Below are 19,832 nucleotides of genomic sequence, written 5' to 3'. Positions count from 1 at the left end.
CCGCCGCGCAGGCGTTCCCATCGTTCATCAGCGCAGCGCTGCATCATTGATGGCCAGCTTGGGCGACGCGGCGCTTGCCTTGGGTGGCGAACGCGGCGGGCCTTTGGGCGTAGTCGCTTTCGGATTGGCGCCGGGCGTGAAGACGGGTGCGGGCGGCGCCGGCGCCGATTTGGATGCCTCGGCCAACAGGGTTTGCGGCAAGACAAACCCATCAAAACTCGCCTGCGTGAACGGGTTGTTCGACTTCTCGGCCGTGATGCGATAGCGCATGGCGCCGTCGTTGGCCGAAAAGCTCAGGTCCACGCTATTGGCCGTTGCGCTGTCCAGGCGCGCCTGGCTCAACAGGCGGAACATCGACCACGACCCGCGATACACCAGCCCGCTGCTGGTGCCCGCCGCGCTGACCAGCGTGATGCGGCTTTCAGTGGAATCGCCCAGATTGTTTGGCCAGATCAGGCCGACGCTATTGCTCGGGCCGTGGCTGTAGGCAATCAGCTGCCCTTCGACGCTTAGCACGCTGCTGCGGCGGCTGGACGTCAGCCCCAGCGGCTCGATGCTGAACTGCACGCCCAGCGCTCCACGGCTGTTGAAGAAGGCGTCGCGGATTCGGTCGGCCGCCTCAAGCTGCTTTAGCACGTCCATGCGCACCAGGTAGCCGCCACGGCGTTCCGAATACAAGGCTTCAAGGTTGTCATCAAAGAACAGTTTCAGGTATTGCTCCTTGAACTGCGCCAGCCTGCCTAGCGGGCCGAACAGCGCCGTGAAGTCCTCAAGCGAGGCATCCACGCGGCTGTTCGGGTTGAACGGGTAGCGCCCGGCCAGCCGTTCCTGGTAGTAGCGGTAGACGTCGGTGTCCCAGCGCCGTTCCAGTTCCTTCAGCGCCTCGATCAGCAACACCTGCGAGGATTCGTCGGCCAGTTTTTTCACCTGCCGGTTCAGCGGTTCGGGCAGGCCCACCGCCACGCGTTGCAGGTTGCCGATGGGGTCGGCGCCCTTGAGCGCAAAGCGGTCCAGCACGACGGCCAGCGCCGCCTTGCCGGGTTCTGGGCTGTCATGCACGCTTTTCAGGGTGTCGTGGACGCGGCCGATGGCGCCCATGCTTTCATCCAGGTAGGAAGGCTTGTCGCCCTTGGACAGCAGCAGTTCGGACAGGGGCGCAAACGGCCGCGCTATGACCGCCACCTGCGGAACGTTCGCGCCCGTGATGGCGTTGGCGGTTACCGGCTCGACCTTGTCAGAAGGCTGGCCGGGCGTGGCGACGCCGGGCGAGGGCGGGCTCAACACCGTGTTGTCGCGCACCGTTTCGACCAGGCGGCGCAGCGGCGCAGCCGGGCTGGTGACGTTGCCCAGCACCGTTACCGCCTGGCCCAGGTCGTTGAAATCCACGACTTCAAGCTGGTTCAGGTTGCGTTGCCAGGTGTCGATGTAGTCGCTGCTGTACAGCGCGCGCACGCGTTCGGCCAGCACCTGCTTATCGGCCTCTGAATAGTCGATGCGTTGGCGTTCGCCCAGGGTCCAGCGGTCGATCATGGCCAGGTCGGTAAAGTCCTTGCCGTGCGCAGCAAAGTAGCCGTGATAACCCGCCGCCGTCAGCAGCGGATCGATGCGGGTGGTGGCGCCCGCGGTGCTGCCCGGCGCGGCGGGATCTTTGTAGAGGATGTCGAAGGCGGGGCCGACTTCATGGCGCAGGTCCAGAGGCGAATGCAGGAGCTTGCCGGCCTGTTCGCGCATCGTCATGTAGACGCGCTGCGGCATGGGCAACTGCCGCAGGCGCTGCTGGACGTCGGCGATGCGTGCCTGGTTTTGTGGCAGATCGGCGTCGGCATATTTCATGGCGTAGTCCAGGTGTCGCATCAGGCCGTTCTGCACCGAGCCCTGGCCCGGGTAGGCCGCCTGCCATTGCTGCGTCATCCAATCTTCGACGATGGGCGCGCGGCGGTTGTCGCGGTCTTCGATCATGCGATAGACGCGCAGCGCGGCCAGTTGCTGGTTGCTGCCCGACGGCGCGCTGTTAATGGCGTGCATGACACCGCCGGCCAACTCGGGCAGGAAACGCTTTGACAGCAGTTGCAAATAAGCCTCGTCGACCTTAGGCCCGATCTTGCGGCCCTGGTACAGACCCAGCTCGGACACCACCGGCCAGGCACCGCGGTAATCGCCCACGACCGCGACGGCGCTGCGGATCCGGTCCAGCGGCTGCAACAGGTTGCGCCCCGTGGGGTCGCTGCTGCCGTCGATCTTGTGCACGCTGAATTCCCGGCTTTTCTCCAGTACGGACATCGCCATCTGGCGGTTGACTCCGTGGTAGTGGTACCAGCCGCCGGCCATCAGCAGGCAGCCCAGCCCGGCCACGCCAAACCCCACCAGCAGGGTGCGGCGCTTGTCGGCCATGACCTTCAGGTTGTCGCCGGCCAGCCCGGCTTCGGGGTAGATGATGCGCTGGAACACCTGCTGCGCAAAATACACCACCGAGCGCCCGCTGGGCTTGGCATGCACGGCCGCCTCTTCAAGGCCATACGATTGCGACGCGGCATTGATGAACGCGTCGCACAGCAGCCCTTGTTGATAGACGGATGAAAAGTACACGCCGCGCGGCAAGGCGGGCGTGATGTATCGATCACTGCCCAGCACGTCTTCCAAAAAGCCCAGCAGCACCGGCCGCATGCCGGCCAATTGCCGCACCAGTGAAAACAGCGCCTCGCGCGCTTCCATCGTGGCGGCCTGGCCCAGCGCGTCGAATATCTGTTCGTTCAAGCGTTGGATGAAGCCGTCATAGCGGCCGGCCAGCTCATCCAGCCACGCGTCGTAGTCGTGCACCGAGTCCAGCGTGAAGGTGAAGCCGAAGATGTCTTCGCGCACGGCGCGCGGCAAGCGGGCAAAGAAGGGTTCAAAACCATTGAGCAGGTCGAACTTGCTCAAGACGACATACAGCGGCGGGCGCGTGCCCAGGTGGCGGCTCAGTTCGGCCAGGCGCGTGCGCAGCAGAATCGCCAACGCCTTGCGGTCGCTGGCCTTTTGATTCAGCAGCGTCACCAGGTCAACCATCAACACCACGCCGTTCAGCGGACGCCGGCTGCGGTTGCGGCCCAGCCAGTCCAACAGCCCGGCCCACAGACGGGCGTGCGCGCCGGGCGGCAACAAGACCTGCCCCGGGGAACGCGAAGAGGGGACAGCCTGTGGGGGGGATGGTGGGGTGGACCGTGTGCCGGCAAGGGCGGGACTGTCGCCCAGGGGCGCGGCTTGCGCGGCGGCCTGAGCAGCGGCCGTGGCCCCGTCGCCAGCCGCGCCGGCATCGGCTACCCGGTCCACGAGTTCCGGCGCCGGCGCGGCCTCTGTCTGGCTGACAAGTTCGCCGGGTGGGTCGATCAGCACCGCCTCATCGCCCATCCACCAATCGATTTCGTACGCCAGGTCCGGGTCCGCATACGCGCGGCGCACGCCGGCCTTGACCTCGTTGCTTAGTGAAAAGCTCTGGCTGGATCGGTTGATGAAGCTGGTCTTGCCGGAGTTTTCCTGACCCAGCACCAGATACCACGGCAGCTCGTAGATCGCGTTGCGGCCCTTCAGGTTGGCACGCAGCACGTCAAGGCTTTGATCCAGCGCGCGCTCTTGCGCCTGGACGAAGCGCAGCGCCGGGTCGTCCTCGCGCCGCGCCAAAGCGCCGCGCTCGGCCTCTAGCCGGCGATTGCGTCGGCGCAACGCCCACAGCCATCCCAGCGCGGGCGCCATCAGGATCAGCAGCGTGCAAAGGATGCGCAGCGTCAAGTCAGCCAATGGCTGCTGGCCACGCCAGGTCCAGAACGGGCCCAGCCACCACAGGCCGATCAGCAGGAACGCGATGGCGATCAGCACCAGGATCGGCATGGCGCTTTTGAATTGACTGGCGACCGGCACGCCGTAGCGCTTGATCATCGACCACACATTCTTCATCGCAGGACTCCTTGGCTCTTGCTGTCCGCGTCGTTGGCGGGGCGCGCGGGCAGATTTGGGTTCAATTGTTCGGCCAGCTCGGGCTCCCATTCGTGGGCGGGCATCGCGCGCAGCGTGACGGCCACATTCGTGTAGAGGTTCTGAGCCAGCCATGACAGGCCGCGAGCGGCAAGCAGGTCCGCCGCGATGACGGTGGCGTACGCGCGCTGGCGTGGCGATTCCGAATTGCCCTGTAGTTCTTGCAGCCGATGCAGCACGGTTTCGACCCCGTCGCTGTCCAACTGCGCAATCAGTTCTTCGCGCAGGGCGGAAAATTCCGGGTGAGGGCCGACGCTGCCGTCGTGGCCATCCGCGCCGCTGATCCAGGCCAGTGTTTCGCTATCCACAAAGGCGCGGCCGTCGCTGAAGCTCAAGTCCACCAAGGCGGGAATGCGGCGCACGAAGCGTTCCGTGGCAAGCCGGATTGCGGCGGCGGCATCCTTCATTTCAAGGCGCGCGGCGATACCGGCCGCCAGAAAGCTGCCGCGTATCCAGTAGGGCGACGCGACGACGCTTTTTTCCACGCGTTGCAGCAGCGCCGGGTTGACGGCGTTGCCGGCCAGGGCTTCGCCGTAGCCGTCCACGATGTCGGTGGGCACCGCCATCAATTCCGTCCGCATGCCCTGACGCGTGTTGGGCGCGGCGTGCAGATGCGCCCACAGCGCGAAGCGGCGCAGCTGGTAACCAGTGGGGTCGTAGGCGTCCTGCTGGTTGATGAATTCGGCCACGCTCAACAGGGAACGGCGGTTCTCGCGCTCGTCGCCGGCGCTGAGCGAGGCAGTGGGCGCGGCGCCGGAGAACGTGCCGGAAGATCCCCCGGCGGACCCACCGCCAAACCCGCCACCAGAACCGCCACCAGAACCGCCGGGTCCGCCGAAGAAGCTCTCGCTGATGGCCTGACCGCCTTGTTGGCCGGCGCCTCTTTTGGGGGAGGCGGATGTGGCTGCGTCGGGATACCGGGCCTGTTCGACGCGGCGGGAAAAATGCGCTTCCAACCGGGTCAGCACCGCCTGGTCCAGCTTGGCCTCGGGCGCACTGGCCTGAAGCCGGTCCAGCGCCTGCTGCGCGCGGGCCTGATCCGCCGGGTTGAAACCCGCCGCCGGCAACGTTTCCAGCGCGTCGCGCAGGCGGTCGGCCAGTAGCGACACCAGACGGCGCTTGCCCAGATAGCCGGTGGGTCCGGGCTTGGGGTGCCCGGTTTCCCAGTAGTGCTGGACCATGCCCGCCAGCACATCGGCCGCCTCGGCCCAGCGGCGCCACGAGCCCGCCTTGATGCGCGCCGAAATCAAATGACCCGCGACGCGAAAGTGCTTGCACTGTGATGCCAGGTACTGGCGGGCGGCCTCGTCTACGTACAGCCAGTCCAGCCGCGCCTCTTGCAGACCGCCCAGCTTGATCATCTCGTGGTCGATCCCCTGGAAGGTTTCGTCTTCTTCGTCGAAGTGGCCGGCGGGCTGGCGCGCATCCAGCGGCGCCAGCAAGGCATCCATGTCAAGAGCGGCGTAGTGCGTCACCAGTGACACGCCTCGCGCTGGCGCGACAACAGGGCTTGCAGACCCGTGGCGTCAAACGTCAGGCCGTTGACGGGCGCATAGTCGCTTTCCACGCGCAGCCGCGCGCCCGCGACGAAAGGCCGCAGCTGCTCGATGGCAACCAGCCCCCGGCCGGCGTCCGCCACGTTGCCTTCGTCCAGCACGCGCCACGGCCGCGCGGGCGACAGCGGGCGATCGTCCATATACAGCCGCACCGACATCTGATGCCGTTCGAAGGGCCGGTCGGCCAATAGCTGCAGCCGCGAGATATTGGACAGGCAGGTGATGGCCAGATAGATGGGTGGGCGCATGTTCAACGCGGGCGCGGAAATCACCACGCGCTGCTGGCCGGCGGGCGGCTCGTTCGAGTCGCTTATCAAAAACGACCTGTCGCCCTCGGGGCGCGTCGATTCGTTCTGCCTGACGATGTCGTACGCCCGGGCGGATGGCGGCAGCAGCGCGGCCGACGCGTCGGGGGCGGGGGTGGGCTCGGCGGTCCACGGGTTGCCTGCGGCTGGGTCCAGCGCAACCGTGTGCCGATGGCCGCTCAGCGGCGTGGAGAGCGCGGGCGGCGTGCCCGCCGCCGCATCAAAGCAGGCCAGCCGTTCAACGCCGGACACGATCTGCGTGCAGTCGCGCGCGGGCGCGTCAAGGTCGTTGGCCGCCTGGCCCGCAGGCGCGGCCAGCATCAGCACAACCAAGCTAGGGGCAAGTTTCATGAGGTGTGGTCCTCCCGATCCAGATTCCACGCCTGACAGCGGCGCGCCAGCGTACGTTTGGGGATGCCGAGGCTTTGGGCAGCCCGGCTACGAGATCCATTGACTTGCCGCAGGCGCGCACGGATGACCAGGCTTTGAAAGGCGTCCAGCGCCTGCGGCAGGTTGTCGGTGTGCAGCAGGCCATGCAGCAGATCCGTGCCAGCGGTGTGGCCCGGCAACGGCGGCACGTCGCCTTGCGACAGTTCAAGCGTGTCGGCGCGGATGGCATGTCCCGGCGCCGTTCTTTCGGAGGCCACCAGGATCAGGCTGCGAAGCTGGCGCACGTTGCCGGGCAGGGCATGCGCCGCCAGCACCGCCAGCGCGTCGGGCGCGATACCGGTCACGCGAGTCTGGCGCTCGCGATTGTGTTGCAGCACGGTGTGGTGGGCCAATGCAGGGATATCTTCCGGCCGCTCGCGCAGCGGCGGCAGCGCCAGCGTCAGCTGCCGGATGCGAAAGTACAGGTCTTCGCGAAAACGGCCATCGCGGATCAACTGCGGCAATGGCCGGTGGGTGGCGCAGATCAAGCGGAAGTCCGAGCCGTGCTCGCGCGTGGCGCCCAGCGGCCGGAACTTCTTTTCATTCAGCAGGCGCAGCAGCGTGCCCTGCAACGCCATGGGCATGTCGCCGATTTCATCCAGGAAAAGCGTGCCGCCGTCGGCTTCGGCAACCAGGCCGGTACGCGCCTGCACGGCGCCGGTATACGCGCCGCGCACGTTGCCGAACAGCTCGGCTTCGATCAGGTCTTGGGGAATGGCCGCGCAGTTGACGGGCACGAACTTGCCGTTGCGCGACGAGGCCTGGTGTATCAACCAGGCGGCGTGGTCCTTGCCTGTGCCGGTTTCGCCGGTAAGCAGCACAGCTAGCGCCGAATCCGCGAAGCGCAGCATCGCTTCCCGCGCCGCTTTTGCCGCCGCGCTGATGCCGATGAATTCGGCCGCCAGCAAGCGGGCGGCGCGCTGCTTGCCTGCGTCGGCCGCCGGGGTCTGGCGCAGCGCCCGTTGGTAGCGCGCGTCGTCGGCGGCATGCGCCTGGGCGTGCAGCCGCATGAACAGCGCTTCGTGCGTTGCCTGCAGGGCGCGCCAGACGGGGTGGTCGCGCCACGTGGACAAGGTCAGCGAGGGCCCCGCCAGAATCAGCACGGCCAACGATTGCCGGCGCGCATCGTGCAGGGGCACGGCCAGCAAGCCGTGCCCCGCGCCCAGGCGTTCACGCAATCGTTCAAAGCCCGCGCCCACGCCCACCAGGGCGGACATCCGCTCTACCAGGCAGGGCTTGCCGCTGGTCATTGCGTAGACCAAGGGGTCATCCAGCGCGTCCATGCTGATGTCGTGCAGGTCGGCGCCGGGAGACCCGGCCGACGCCAACGGCACCAGCGTGTCGCCCGTGGCGTTGCGGGCGTACAGGCAGGCGGCCGAGACGGCGGGCGCTGCCGCGCAGGCGGCGACGAACACTTGCGCCAGCGCGTCGGGCCGGCTGGCGCTTGCCATGTCGCGGGCTACGTTGGCCACGCTTTGCGCGTCCATGTCGGGCCTCAATGCAACTGGGCGGTGAATGCGCCCTCGGCCCAATGCAGATGCGCGCCGCCAATGGCCTCGCCGGTAGCCAGCCGCCGCAGCACGGCTAATGACAGCGGCGGCAGCAGTTCGCCGTCGATGCCGGCGTCGAGCAGGCGCGCGCCGTTTTCGTGGCGGATGCAGCGTCCGCGCAGTTCGTCACGGGCGCTGTCCGTAATGTGCAGGGTGGCATCGTAGCGGGTGGCAAACTGAACGCGCAGACGCTCAAGCCGGCTGTGGATGATCTGGTCCAGCACGTCTTCGCCCAGGTACTGGTAGGGAACCAGCTGCATCCGCGCAAGCAGAGCGGGCTTGAAGAAGGCGCCCAAGCGGGCGCGCAACGCGTCTTCGGACAGGTCGGCAAGCTGCCCGTCCTGTTGGTCGAAGCCCAGGTTCGAAGTCAGGAAGAACAACACGTTCTTGCAGTCGATCTGGCGGCCTTCGCCGTCGGCAAGCTCGCCTTTGTCGAAGGCCTGGTAGAACAGGCTCATGACTTCCGGGTGGGCTTTTTCCACTTCGTCCAGCAGCACGATGGAATAGGGCTGGCGTCGGATCGCTTCGGTCAACACGCCGCCTTCGCCATACCCGACATAGCCGGGCGGCGCGCCCAGCAGCCGCGACACGGTGTGCCGTTCCTGGAATTCCGACATATTGATCGTCGTCAGGAACTGCCTGCCGCCAAAGAGCGCGTCGGCCAGCGCCAGCGCGGTTTCGGTCTTGCCCACCCCGCTGGGGCCGGCCAGCAGGAACGCGCCCAACGGCGTGCCGGGCCGGCGCAGGTCGGCCATGGCGGTCAAGAGGTGTTTGTGTATGCGGTCGATGGCCGCGTCCTGGCCCTTGATGCGTTCGCGCAGCGCGTCGGGTAATTGCGTCAGCCGTTCCATCTGGCCGCGGCTGATGGTGGTGGCGGGTATGCCGGTCCAGTCGGCGATCACTTGTGCGATCTGTTCGTGGCCGACGTCGGCGTGCAGCAGCGCGCCGCCCCGTTGCAGGTCGTGGAGTTCGGCAACGGTTGTGGCCAGCACGTCGGCAGTAAGCGCCGCACCACTGTGCGCGAGGCGGTCATTCACAACCGCGCCATCCGCGACCTGTTCATCCACGACCTGTTCATCCGCGACCTGTTCATCCGACAGCAGCGCGGCGCGCAAGCCCAGAATCTTATCCACAAGCGCCTTTTGGCGTTCCCATGCCTGTTGCAGCGCCAGCATGCGGTCGGCCACGCCCGCGCCGTCCGCCTCAAGCTGCGCAATGCGACGCGGGTCGGGCGTTCGGCCCGCGCGCGAGTCGCGCCGCAACTGGGTCAGTTCCGCCGTGATCTGCATTTGCTCGTGTTCCAGCGCGGTCAAGCGGCGCGGAGGCTCGCCCAGCGCGGTCGCGACGCGTGCGCTGGCGGTGTCCAGTACATCGATTGCCTTGTCGGGAAGTTGCCGGCCGGACAGGTACCGCGCAGAGAGGCTGACGGCGGCGCGCAAGGCGTCATCGCCGATGTAGACCCGATGCGCCTGTTCGTAGGTGGCCCGCAAGCCGCGAAGTATGTGCACCGCTTGTTCCTGGGTGGGTTCGTCCAGCTTCACCAGTTGAAAGCGGCGCGTCAGCGCGGGGTCTTTTTCAAAGTACTTTTTGTATTCCGACCACGTGGTGGCTGCAATGGTGCGTAGCTCACCGCGCGCCAGGGCGGGCTTGAGCAGGTTGGCGGCATCGCTGCCCCCGGCCGCGTTGCCCGCGCCGATCAGGGTATGCGCTTCGTCGATGAACAGGACGATGCGGCCCGCCGATGCCTTGACCTGATCAATGACGCTTTTCAAGCGCTTTTCGAATTCGCCCTTGACGGACGCGCCCGCCTGCAACGCGCCCAGGTCCAGGCCCCAAAGGGAAACGTGATGCAACGGTTCGGGTACACGTTGCTGCACGATGCGCAGCGCCAAGCCTTCCACGACCGCGCTTTTGCCCACGCCCGCATCGCCGACCACGATGGGGTTGTTTTTGCGGCGCCGGGAAAGGATGTCGATCATCAAGTCGATTTCGGCGTCGCGGCACAGCACCGGGTCTACCGCGCCCGCGCGGGCCTGCGCGGTGAAGTCGTGCCCGTATCTGGCCAGCGCCGTGTCGTCGCCATCGACGCGTGCAGCGGGTGCGTGCGCCGCGGGATCGGGCGATTCGGCCGACTGCGCGAACAGCGTGTTGAACGTTTTGCGCAACGCTTCGCGGTTGACGTGTTCGAACAGGGTGATGGCGGCCAACGGCAGGTAGCGACCCGCGTTCAATAACGCGGCCAGCGCCAGGCTGCCGCCGCGCAGCTTGGTCTGTGCAAGCTCAAGCGAGGCCAACAGCCAGGCCTCTTGCAGCCATTCGATCAGCAGCGGAGAGAAGGTGGGGTATTGGCCCGGCGTGGCCTCGTGATAAGGGGTGCCGTTCGCCAGTGCCTGCCGCACGGAATCGGCGTCTAGACCCGCGTGCTGGATCAGCACGCGCATGTCGGACAGCGGCTGATCCACCAGCTTGGTCAGCACATGCGCGACGGTGATTTCGGCGCAATGCTGGCTGATGCACAGGCTGGCGGCTTCTTCGACCGCCTGGCGGCAAACGGGGTTCAAGCGATCGATGAGGGACGAGAGATCAATTCTGATCATGACTCACACACTTTCGAACAAAGAAGTAATCCGCAACGACAACATGCCGCGATTTTTATTTCCATAGGAGGAATCAGAAAGAGATAAATATCGCGGTTACTACTAAGCGAAATTGCGCGTGATTGCGAAGTTCCGGCGTTTTCTTATTCGTCCTATTGCCGCTTCGTATCCCGCGCTCTTAGCATCCCAGCACTACTTATCGCGGTAGCCCCGAGTGTTTTTTTTGTGATTCACAACAGGAGCTTTCATGTCGAAGAAATCGGTCTCCGTCGCCCCGCCGGAACGGATCAACATCAAGTACGTGCCCGCCACCGGCGACCAGCAAGCCGAAGTGGAATTGCCGCTGAAGATGTTGATCACCGGCGACTTCAAAGGCCACGGTGAAGAGACGGCGTTGGAAGAGCGGCAGGCCGTTCGCATCGATAAGGACAACTTCGACGACGTGATGGGCGAAGCCGGCCTGGCGCTGACGATGCAGGTGCCCTCGCGGCTGGGCGAACCCGGTCAGGAAGACGACACGCTGAACGTGTCGCTGAACTTCAAGCGCATGAAGGACTTTGCGCCTGACGCCATCGCCCGCCAGGTGCCGGAGCTGAACAAGCTGTTGGACCTGCGCGAAGCGCTCGTGGCGCTTAAGGGCCCGCTGGGCAACGTGCCGGCGTTTCGCAAGCAGTTGCAGACGCTATTGGCCGATGACAAGGCGCGCACGGCGCTGGCCAAGGAACTGAACCTTGTGTTGGACAAGCCGGCTGCGTAAGCCGCCATTCCTGTCGCAATGCCAAACCGCAATCAAAGGATATGAGCATGAAGGCCCAAGCCGCCGCCAAGTTGGAAGATAAGCCGTCGATCGGGTTGCTGGAGCAGATCATGGCCCAGACCCGCATCGAACCCAGTCACGAAGGCTATGCCGTGGCCGAACGCGGGGTTGCCGCGTTCATCTCGGAAATTCTACGAACGCAAGAACCGCAACAACAGGTCAACAAGCAGTTGGTCGACCAGATGATTGCGCAGATCGATCGCAAGCTCGGTCTGCAAATGGACGCCATCCTGCACCAGCCGCCGCTGCAAGAGCTGGAGTCCGCCTGGCGCGGCCTGAAGCTGCTGGTGGACCGCACCGATTTTCGCGAGAACATCAAGATCGAAGTCCTGCACGTCACCAAAGATGAAATGCTGGAAGACTTTGAAAGCGCCGGCGACATCACGCGCAGCGGCCTGTACAAGCAGGTCTACACGGCGGGCTACGGCCAGTTCGGCGGCGAGCCCGTGGCCACCATCGTCAGCAACTACACGTTCGGCCCGTCATCGCCCGACATCAAGTTGCTTGCCTATGTGGCGTCCGTGGGTGCGATGTCGCACGCCCCGTTCCTGGCCGCGGCCGGGGCAGAATTCCTGAACATCAAGAGCTTCCAGGAACTGCCCAACCTGAAGGAGGTGCGAGACATCTTCGAAGGCCCGCGCTTTACCAAGTGGCGCGGCCTGCGCGAATCCGAAGACGCGCGCTACCTGGGCCTGACGATGCCGCGCTTCCTGCTCCGGCAACCGTACGACCCGTTGGAAAATCCCGTCAACAGCTTTAACTACCGCGAAACCATCGACGGCGCCCACGAGAACTACCTGTGGGGCAACACGTCGTACCTGCTGGCCAGCCGCATCACCGACAGCTTTGCCAAGTACCGCTGGTGCCCCAACATCATCGGCCCCCTGTCGGGCGGCGCGGTGGACGACCTGCCGGTGCACCTGTACGAGTCGCTGGGTCAGTTGCAGGCGAAGATCCCGACCGAAGTGCTGATCTCGGACCGGAAGGAATTCGAGTTGGCCGAAGAGGGCTTCATCGCGCTGACGATGCGCAAGGACAGCGACAACGCCGCGTTCTTCTCCGCTAACTCTGTGCAAAAGCCCAAGCTGTTCCAGAAGACGCCGGAAGGCCAGGCCGCGCAGACCAACTTCAAGCTGGGCACGCAGCTGCCGTACATGTTCATCGTCAACCGCCTGGCTCACTACATCAAGGTGTTGCAGCGCGAGCAGATCGGCAGCTGGAAAGAACGCCAGGATCTGGAACGCGAACTGAACACGTGGCTGCGGCAGTACATCGCGGATCAGGAAAGCCCGTCATCCGATGTGCGCAGCCGCCGCCCGTTGCGTGCCGCCAAGGTCCTGGTGCAGGACATCGATGGCAATCCCGGTTGGTACCAGGTGTCGCTGGCGGTGCGCCCGCACTTCAAGTACATGGGCGCCAACTTCGAACTGTCGCTGGTTGGCAGGCTGGACAAGGAATAAGGGGCAGGCGGATGCCCAGGTCGCGGGGGCAGGGCAGTTTGTTCGAACGGCTGGTGCCGGACGCCCAGCCCCGGCGCACCCGGTCGCGGCAGGAGCTGGCGGCCGAGCGCATCCACGCCATCAAACGCCACCTGGAACGCATCCTGAACAGCCCCGAGCTGGGGCTGCATGACTTCAACGACGCCGCGATGGGCAGTGCCGACTTGCTGGCGCACGTCAGCCAGGACATACGCGCGTCGGTGCTGGCGTTTGAACCGCGCATCAAGGTCCTGCATGTGCATTCGCGGCCGGACCCGGCCCAACCCCTTAGCTTGAACTTCAGGCTGGAATGCCTGGTGCCGGTCATGAACCACGAAGAACAGGTCGAGATCGATCTGGTGATTCACCATCAGGACCGGTACGCCCGGGTTGTTTGAGCGCGGTGCCACGGAGGCGGGACGACATGCCGTTGCGAGGAAAATTTCGCGAAGAGATCGATTACCTGCGGCGGCTTGGACGCGAGTTTGCGCGTGACAACCCGCAGCTGTCGCAGTTTTTAGGGGATGAGGCCGCTGACCCCGACGTGGAACGGCTGCTTGAAGGCTTTGCATTCCTGACGGCCAAGCTGCGCCTGAAGATCGAAGACGATCTTCCGGAACTTACCCATTCGCTGTTGCAACTGCTTTGGCCGAATTACCTGCGGCCCTTGCCCAGCGCGACCATCATGCGGTTCACCCCGGTTGAACGCGCGATCACGACGCGCCAGGTGATTCCCAAGGGCACACGCGTGCTGTCCCGGCCGGTTGACGGCACCCGCTGCCAGTTTCGTACCAGCACGGATGTGGTGATTTATCCGCTGGAAATCGTCGAGGTCAGCGACGCGCACACGCGCGAGAAATCCATCATGCGCGTCGATCTGGCGCCGCTGGCGGGAAACGCCATCGATACCTTCGATTGCGACAAGCTGGATTTCCATCTGTCAGGCGACGACACGACCGCCATGACGCTGTACCTGTGGCTGTCTTGCTACCTGGGCGAAATCCGCCTGGAAGCCGGTGGGCAAACGCGCATGATCGCGCCCCGGCAAGTGACGTTTCCCGGTTTTGCGCCTGAAGAATCGTTGCTGCCGTATCCCAGGAATGTGTTCGATGGCTATCGCATCCTTCAGGAGTACTTCATTTTTCCGCGACGCTTCCTGTTCTTCAGCCTGAATGCGCTGCGTTCGTTGTGGCCCGAGGGCACGACCGAGCGCGTGCGGCTTGAATTCCATTTCACGCGGCCGATGCCCGCCGACATCCGCCTGCGCATCGGCGATCTGGCCTTGTATTGCGCGCCGGCGGTGAACCTGTTTGAGCAAGATGCCGAGCCGATCAACCTGAATGGGCGCGCGGTTGACCAGCGGCTGCTGCCGGGCGGCCACCGCGCCGACGCCTGCGAGATCTTCAGCATCGACGAAGTCACCGGCTGGCAGAGAATCGCCGAAGGCAAGCGCGGCCGCTACCTGCGCACGTTTCATCCCTTTGAATCGCTGCAACACGAGATCGAGCACGCGCGCGGCCGCCACGCGCTGTACTACCGCAGCCGGATCGAAAACGCGGTCGGCGAACAGGGCGTCGCGCATCGCATTGCGTTTATCCGTGGTGACGAAACCGACTACATCGACGAAGACGAGACCGTCTCGCTGGCGCTGACCTGCACTAACCGCGACTTGCCGCTGGCGTTGGGCGTGGGCGATATCTGCGTGCAGACGCAGACAACGCCCACATTCGCCCCCTACAGCAATATCGTGCGTCCCACCCCGCCATACCGGCCGGTATTGGACGGCGCGTTGCAGTGGACGCTGATTTCAAACCTGTCGCTCAATTATCTGTCACTGCTGTCCACCGAACCGCTTAAAGCCGTCTTGCGCGCCTATGACTTCGCGGCCTTGCATGACATTCAGCATGCGCGCGCCGGCAGCAAGCGGCTGGACGGAATCGGCGACGCCGTCACGCAACCCACCGATCTGCTCATGAAGGGCTTGCCGATACGCGGGCTGAAAACGCGGCTCACGCTGGATCCCGCCGCGTTTCTCTGCGAGGGCGACCTGTATTTGTTCGGCACGGTGTTAAGCCATTTCTTTGCCTTGTACGCCAGCATCAATTCCTTCCACCTGCTGGAAGCCGCCAACACCGGTAACAACGAGCTCTACGAATGGCCGATGCAAACAGGAAGACAACCGCTGATCTAGCGGACCATTTGCTGGCCGATGCGAAGAACTACGACTTCTTCCGGTTGCTGGAGCAACTGCACGGCCTGCATGACGATGACCTGGAATCCCGGGACAGCCACGAGCCCGAGCGCCAGCGTGTGCGCCTGAGCAGCTACGCCGGGCTGGGGTTTCCGGCGTCGGACGTGGCGCTGGCCGAGCGCATGCCTGCCGGCGCGCGCACCGACTACCACGTGCAGGCGACGTTCTTTGGCCTGCATGGGCCTGACTCGCCGTTGCCGGGCCACTACCTGGACCGGCTGGCCTACGAATACGGCCAAGGCGTCGGCATCCGCCCGGCGTTTCTGGATTTCTTCAATCACCGGCTGCTGACGCTGCTGCACCAGGCGTGGCGCAAATACCGCTATTACGTCAGGTTTCGGCGAGAAGCGCGGGATAGGTTTTCGCGCTATGTGTTTGCCATGGTTGGCCTGGGCGACGTCGAACTGCGGGGCGCCACGCCCATCCCCTGGAGCCGGCTGCTGAGTTTTGCCGGCGTGATCGCCAGCCGCAGCCGTTCGCCGCAGGTGGTGTCGGGCATCGTCGCGCATTGCTTTGACCTGAAGCACGTGCGCGTGCGCGAGTTCGAGCAGCGCTACATGCATGTGGCGGACAGCCAGCGCCTGCGGCTTGGGCGCCGCAACGGGGTGCTGGGGGACAGCTTTGTCGTCGGCGGGCGGGTGCGCACGCGCTACAGCAAGTTCTCCATTGTGATCGGCAATCTGGATCAGGCGCGGTTCCGCGAATTCCTGCCCAGCGGCGAGAACTTCGAACGGCTGCGCAAACTGATCGATTTCCTGTTGCGCGACCCCGCCGCCTATGACCTGGAACTGGGTTTGCGGCATGACCAGGTGCCGCCCTTCAACCTGGGACGCGACACCGGCGCCCACCTGGGCTGGACCAGCTTTGTCCAGCACACGGCGGTGCGCCGGCCGTTCACTGTTCGTATCAAGGCCCGTCTATGACCTCTACCGCAACCTCGCCCAAGGCGTTGGCGCTTGTTGTCGCCAACCCTGGATCCCTGACCCATGGCAGCAAGCCGCATCACAGCTTTGACGCCGCCGGCGGCACGATCGGCGGACGGGGCGCCGATTGGACGCTGCCGGACAAAGCCGGACGCGTCGACCCGATTCATAGTGAAATCGTCTACCGCGATGCCGCCTTTTGCGTGGTGGACCGCAGCGGCCACACCCGTGTGAACGATGCCGATGCGCCGCTGGGCAAGATGGTCGGCGCCAAGCTGCGTGACGGCGACGTCCTGCACATAGGCCCGTACGACATCACCGTGCACCTGAACCATCCGCACCAGGAACTGCTGGACCCGGCGCGGCACCTGGCGCAGTACGGGGTGGGCGAGATCCTGGAAGGCGAGTCCAGCGGCCATGACGACCTGCCTGCCGGTTCCTACGTGTTTGAACAGGACGCCGCGCCGCCGCCTGCGGACGCCGACTTCTTGGCGCTGAGCACCCCGTTTGACGCGCGCGCCGACAGCGACCCCCTGCGGGCGCTGGATGCGGCCGAGCGCGCCGCCGCTCTGCCTGCCGTGGTGATGGAACCCTGGGATGTGCGGCGCGGCGGTTCGGCCGCGCCGACCCAGGCGGACCTGGCCACAACGCGATTCGAAGCCGTGACGGGGTCGCCCGTTACCGGTTCTCCCTTGCCATTTCCCGGAGAAGTCCCCATGCCGAAGTCCCTGCACAAACCGTCGCCCCAGCCTTATCGCCTGAACAACCGGCAGGCCATGGTGGGCGACCCGACCGAGGCGGCCGAGCTGTTGATGCAAGGGCTGGAAGTGCCGTTGGGACCGCTGGACGCGCAGGCCGGACAGGCGCTGTTGCACGAAGCCGGGCAGGCGCTCAATGCCGCCATTCGTGGCATCGCCCAGGTCTATGCCGCGCAGGCGGACGACACGCAGCCACGGCGGCTGTTGGGCCGCAGCCTGCAACCGATTGAAGACAACCCCTTGCGGCTGGGCCTGAGCTATCCCGACACGGTGCGCGCCATGTTCGCCACCGATCGCAGCGTGGTGCACCTGTCGCCCAAGGCGGCGGTGGATGAAAGCCTGGCGCAGTTGCACGCCCACCATGGCGCGGTCACGCAGGCCATCCAGGCCGGGCTGGACGCGGTGTTGCGCAGCTTGGCGCCGGCGCTGTTGCTGCAACGCTTTAACCGTTACCGCCCCGACCAGGCATCGGCAGCGGGTGGCGGCGATGACTGGGCCTGGGGCATGTACACGCACTACTACGACGAGCTGGCCTCCACGCGCCAACGTGGCTTTGAAAAACTGTTCTGGGACGTGTTCGAGCAGGCGTACGACCGCGTGTTGCGGGCGGAGGCCGAATGAAGCGGCTTGCGTCCGTTGTCGTGCTGACGACGCTGTTGACCGCCTGCGGTACGGTGGGCGATGTCCTGTCCAAGACGGGGCAGATCCTGATGGATCCGTCCATCCCCATCGGGCCGCCTGACGAGCAGCCTTCCCTGGTGGGCCTGAGCCTGTACGCCGCCGCCGACGTCAACCCCAACCCCGCCAGCATGCCGGACGACAGCGCCGACACCGGGCCGGACCCGGCGTCCAACCGTGAAGAAGGGCCGCTTGAGGTCAAGCTGAAAAGCGGCGACCGCCAGGAACTGACCGAGAGCCTGCGCAGCCTGCTGGAAGAGCTGGAAGAAGGGCGCCCGTCCTTGCATCCCTTGCGGCGCGTGGATACCGGGTCGTCGAAATTATGGCGGGGTCCGGTGGATGTGGGCGCGGTGGAGGATGTGGAAGACGTGGATGGCGTGGTGGGCGTGGATGGCGTGATTGGCCTGGCGCGCCAGGCCACAGCCAAGCCCGTGCCTGCGCCGGGTTCGTCGCTGAATGCCGTCGTCACGCGCGAGCTGTTGCCGCCGCCAGGGATTTCGCCGCATTACCTGCCGGGGCGGCAATTCGGTTCCGGGCGGCACGTGTTGGAGCAGGGGTTTTCGGGCGTGCCCTTGCCGGTGGGCGGTGGCTTGGCCAGCGCGCCGGCGACCGAGGCGCCCGACGCGATGCCGCGGACAGGCGAAGGCGACCTCGGCTCCAGTTCGGGCGGGGACACGGGCGCAGACACGGGCATGGGTGCCGGCAGCGGCCTGGGCCTGGGCCTGGGCCAATACAGCCGGGGGGCCAGCCTGCCACCGGCTGATCCCGCCCCGCCGCCGCGCGGCGCCGCGACGCCCATCGCCTTCAAGGTGCTGCAACTGAAAGACGATTCGCTGTTGCTTAACGTGGACCCGGAACAATTGGCCAAGGATCTGAAAAAGGCGCTGGGCAGCACCTATATCACCCAGGACGACTACGTCTTGCAGCCGGGCCAGTTCAAGTTCATCGACTTTGCCCGGATCGATAAAGACACCCGTTACGTCGCCATCGTGGCCGACTTCCACGATCAGAATGGCGCGGTATGGAAGCAGGCTTTCCGACTGGAACCCAATGGCCGCCGCTACGCGCTCTTGATGACGTTGCACGGCAACCGCGTCGGTATCGTCGATGAGAGCTTTCGCGCGTCGCAACCGAGATCCCAACCATGACTACACGCAACCCCGTCATCTGGAACGAAGGGCTGTTCGTCAAGCCCCAGCACTTTCAGCAGCAGGCCCGCGCCCTGGAACACCACGCAAACCAACGCATCGGCGGGGTCAGCGAACACCTTTATGGCCTGAGCGAACTGGAGCTGAATCAGGAATACCTCAGCTTTGGCAAGATCGCCATCGTGCGGGCCCGGGGCGTGATGCCGGACGGTACGGTGTTCGACATTCCGAACGACCAGCCCCCGCCCGTGCCGCTGGCCATCACCGATACGTCGTCCGTCAATCAGACCGTTTACCTGACCCTGCCGCTGCGTTCGGACGGCGTGCTTGAAGTGCAATGGCCGGACACCTACGCCAAGGCGCGCTACGTGACGCGCAGCGAAGAGGTGCGCGATACGCACAGCCAGGAAGGCGATTACGTGGCGATGGACCTGGCCGCGCCCAACCTTCAGCTGACGCTTGAACGCGAGGACCGCAGCGCATTCACGGGCGTGGCGCTGTGCCGCCTGCTGGACCGGCGCCCGGACGGCAGCTTGTTATTGGACGATGCGTTCTACCCCACCGGCATGTCGCTGAACGCCATCCCGCCGCTCAAGCGTTACCTGGGCGAGATCGCCGGCCTGATGCGCGAACGCGCCAAGAACATCGCGCAGCGCATCGGCTCGCCCGGGCAGGCTGGCGTGGCGGACGTCACCGACTTCAACCTGCTGCTGGTGTTGAACCGTCTGCACCCTTTGTTTTTGCACCTGTCCCGCTTGCGCCACGTGCACCCTGAACAGCTGTACGTGGCCTTCAGTCAGGCGTGTGGCGAGCTGGTTACGTTTACCGACGAAGGGCGCTTGCCGCAAGAGTTTCCGGCCTATCAGCACGACGACCCCCGACAATCGTTCCGGATGCTGGAAGACACGCTGCGACGCGCGCTCAGCACGGTATTGCAGCCACGCGCCGTGTCGCTGCCGATCGAGCGCCAGCAATACGGCGTGCTGACGGCCGCCGTGCACGACCGCGCGCTGTATGCCGATGCCGACTTCATCCTGGCAGTGCGCGCGCGCATGCCGCTGGACCGGTTGCGCCAGCAGTTCATGCAGCAGACCAAGGTGGCGTCAATGGAAAAGCTGGGCGAACTGGTCAGCCTGCAACTGCCGGGCATCCCTTTGCAGCCGCTACCGGTCGCGCCGCGCCATTTGCCGTTCCACGCGGGATTCACCTATTTCCAGTTCGACCGCAGCCACCCTTCGTGGCAGATGCTTCGGGATACCGCGGGCTTCGGCCTGCACATCGCCGGCGACTACCCCGAGATGGAATTGCAACTGTGGGCCATCAGGAGCCAATGA

13 protein-coding genes are annotated in these 19,832 nt (G+C 65.3%); 8 read left to right on the top strand and 5 right to left on the bottom strand.

Annotation, left to right across the window (positions count from 1 at the left end; genetic code table 11):
* Positions 1-27: 27 nt before the first annotated feature.
* Genes tssM through tssH form a run of 5 tightly spaced genes read right to left on the bottom strand, consistent with a single transcriptional unit; the run spans position 28 to position 10,445 of the window.
* Positions 28-3,930, bottom strand: coding sequence for a type VI secretion system membrane subunit TssM (tssM, locus tag V6F88_RS08060; RefSeq protein ID WP_332608764.1), 3,903 nt, complete (start codon positions 3,928-3,930; stop codon positions 28-30).
* Positions 3,927-5,483, bottom strand: a complete 1,557-nt coding sequence (tssA, locus tag V6F88_RS08055; protein ID WP_332608763.1) for a type VI secretion system protein TssA — start codon at positions 5,481-5,483, stop codon at positions 3,927-3,929. Before tssA ends, tssM begins: the two co-directional genes overlap by 4 nt.
* On the bottom strand, positions 5,480-6,220 hold the full coding sequence (locus V6F88_RS08050; protein WP_332608762.1) for a type VI secretion system-associated protein TagO: 741 nt from the start codon (positions 6,218-6,220) through the stop codon (positions 5,480-5,482). Before V6F88_RS08050 ends, tssA begins: the two co-directional genes overlap by 4 nt.
* On the bottom strand, positions 6,217-7,785 hold the full coding sequence (locus tag V6F88_RS08045) for a sigma 54-interacting transcriptional regulator (RefSeq protein ID WP_332608761.1): 1,569 nt from the start codon (positions 7,783-7,785) through the stop codon (positions 6,217-6,219). Before V6F88_RS08045 ends, V6F88_RS08050 begins: the two co-directional genes overlap by 4 nt.
* 8 nt (positions 7,786-7,793) lie before the next feature.
* On the bottom strand, positions 7,794-10,445 hold the full coding sequence (tssH, locus tag V6F88_RS08040; protein WP_332608760.1) for a type VI secretion system ATPase TssH: 2,652 nt from the start codon (positions 10,443-10,445) through the stop codon (positions 7,794-7,796).
* A 247-nt stretch (positions 10,446-10,692) separates the two neighbouring features.
* Here tssH and tssB point away from each other — a divergent pair, with 247 nt between their 5' ends.
* Genes tssB through tssK form a run of 8 tightly spaced genes read left to right on the top strand, consistent with a single transcriptional unit; the run spans position 10,693 to position 19,832 of the window.
* Complete coding sequence (tssB, locus tag V6F88_RS08035) at positions 10,693-11,202, top strand: type VI secretion system contractile sheath small subunit (RefSeq protein WP_332608759.1); 510 nt, start codon at positions 10,693-10,695, stop codon at positions 11,200-11,202.
* Positions 11,203-11,243: 41 nt separating this feature from the next.
* Positions 11,244-12,722 (top strand): type VI secretion system contractile sheath large subunit, encoded by a 1,479-nt coding sequence (gene tssC, locus V6F88_RS08030; protein WP_442880221.1) that lies wholly within the window; start codon positions 11,244-11,246, stop codon positions 12,720-12,722.
* 11 nt (positions 12,723-12,733) lie between these two features.
* A complete protein-coding gene (tssE, locus tag V6F88_RS08025; protein ID WP_332608757.1) occupies positions 12,734-13,138 on the top strand; it encodes a type VI secretion system baseplate subunit TssE in 405 nt (134 codons plus the stop codon).
* A 26-nt stretch (positions 13,139-13,164) separates the two neighbouring features.
* Positions 13,165-14,931: a type VI secretion system baseplate subunit TssF gene (tssF, locus tag V6F88_RS08020; protein WP_332608756.1), complete on the top strand. Its 1,767-nt coding sequence runs from the start codon at positions 13,165-13,167 to the stop codon at positions 14,929-14,931.
* The gene (gene tssG / locus V6F88_RS08015) at positions 14,895-15,914 is read left to right on the top strand and encodes a type VI secretion system baseplate subunit TssG (protein WP_332608755.1); all 1,020 of its coding nucleotides are present in this window, start codon (positions 14,895-14,897) and stop codon (positions 15,912-15,914) included. The genes tssF and tssG overlap by 37 nt, the downstream gene beginning before the upstream one ends.
* Positions 15,911-17,293, top strand: a complete 1,383-nt coding sequence (gene tagH, locus V6F88_RS08010; RefSeq protein ID WP_332608754.1) for a type VI secretion system-associated FHA domain protein TagH — start codon at positions 15,911-15,913, stop codon at positions 17,291-17,293. Before tssG ends, tagH begins: the two co-directional genes overlap by 4 nt.
* Entirely contained in the window at positions 17,290-18,498 is a 1,209-nt protein-coding gene (gene tssJ / locus V6F88_RS08005) for a type VI secretion system lipoprotein TssJ (RefSeq protein ID WP_332608753.1), read from the top strand. The genes tagH and tssJ overlap by 4 nt, the downstream gene beginning before the upstream one ends.
* Entirely contained in the window at positions 18,495-19,832 is a 1,338-nt protein-coding gene (gene tssK / locus V6F88_RS08000; protein WP_332608752.1) for a type VI secretion system baseplate subunit TssK, read from the top strand. The genes tssJ and tssK overlap by 4 nt, the downstream gene beginning before the upstream one ends.

Origin of the sequence: Achromobacter sp. ESBL13 (genome assembly GCF_036668755.1) — a bacterium.
Classification (GTDB): Bacteria; Pseudomonadota; Gammaproteobacteria; order Burkholderiales; family Burkholderiaceae_B; genus Achromobacter.
Note: the sequence above shows the minus strand (reverse complement) of the source record. Positions and strands in the feature narration are given on the sequence as shown.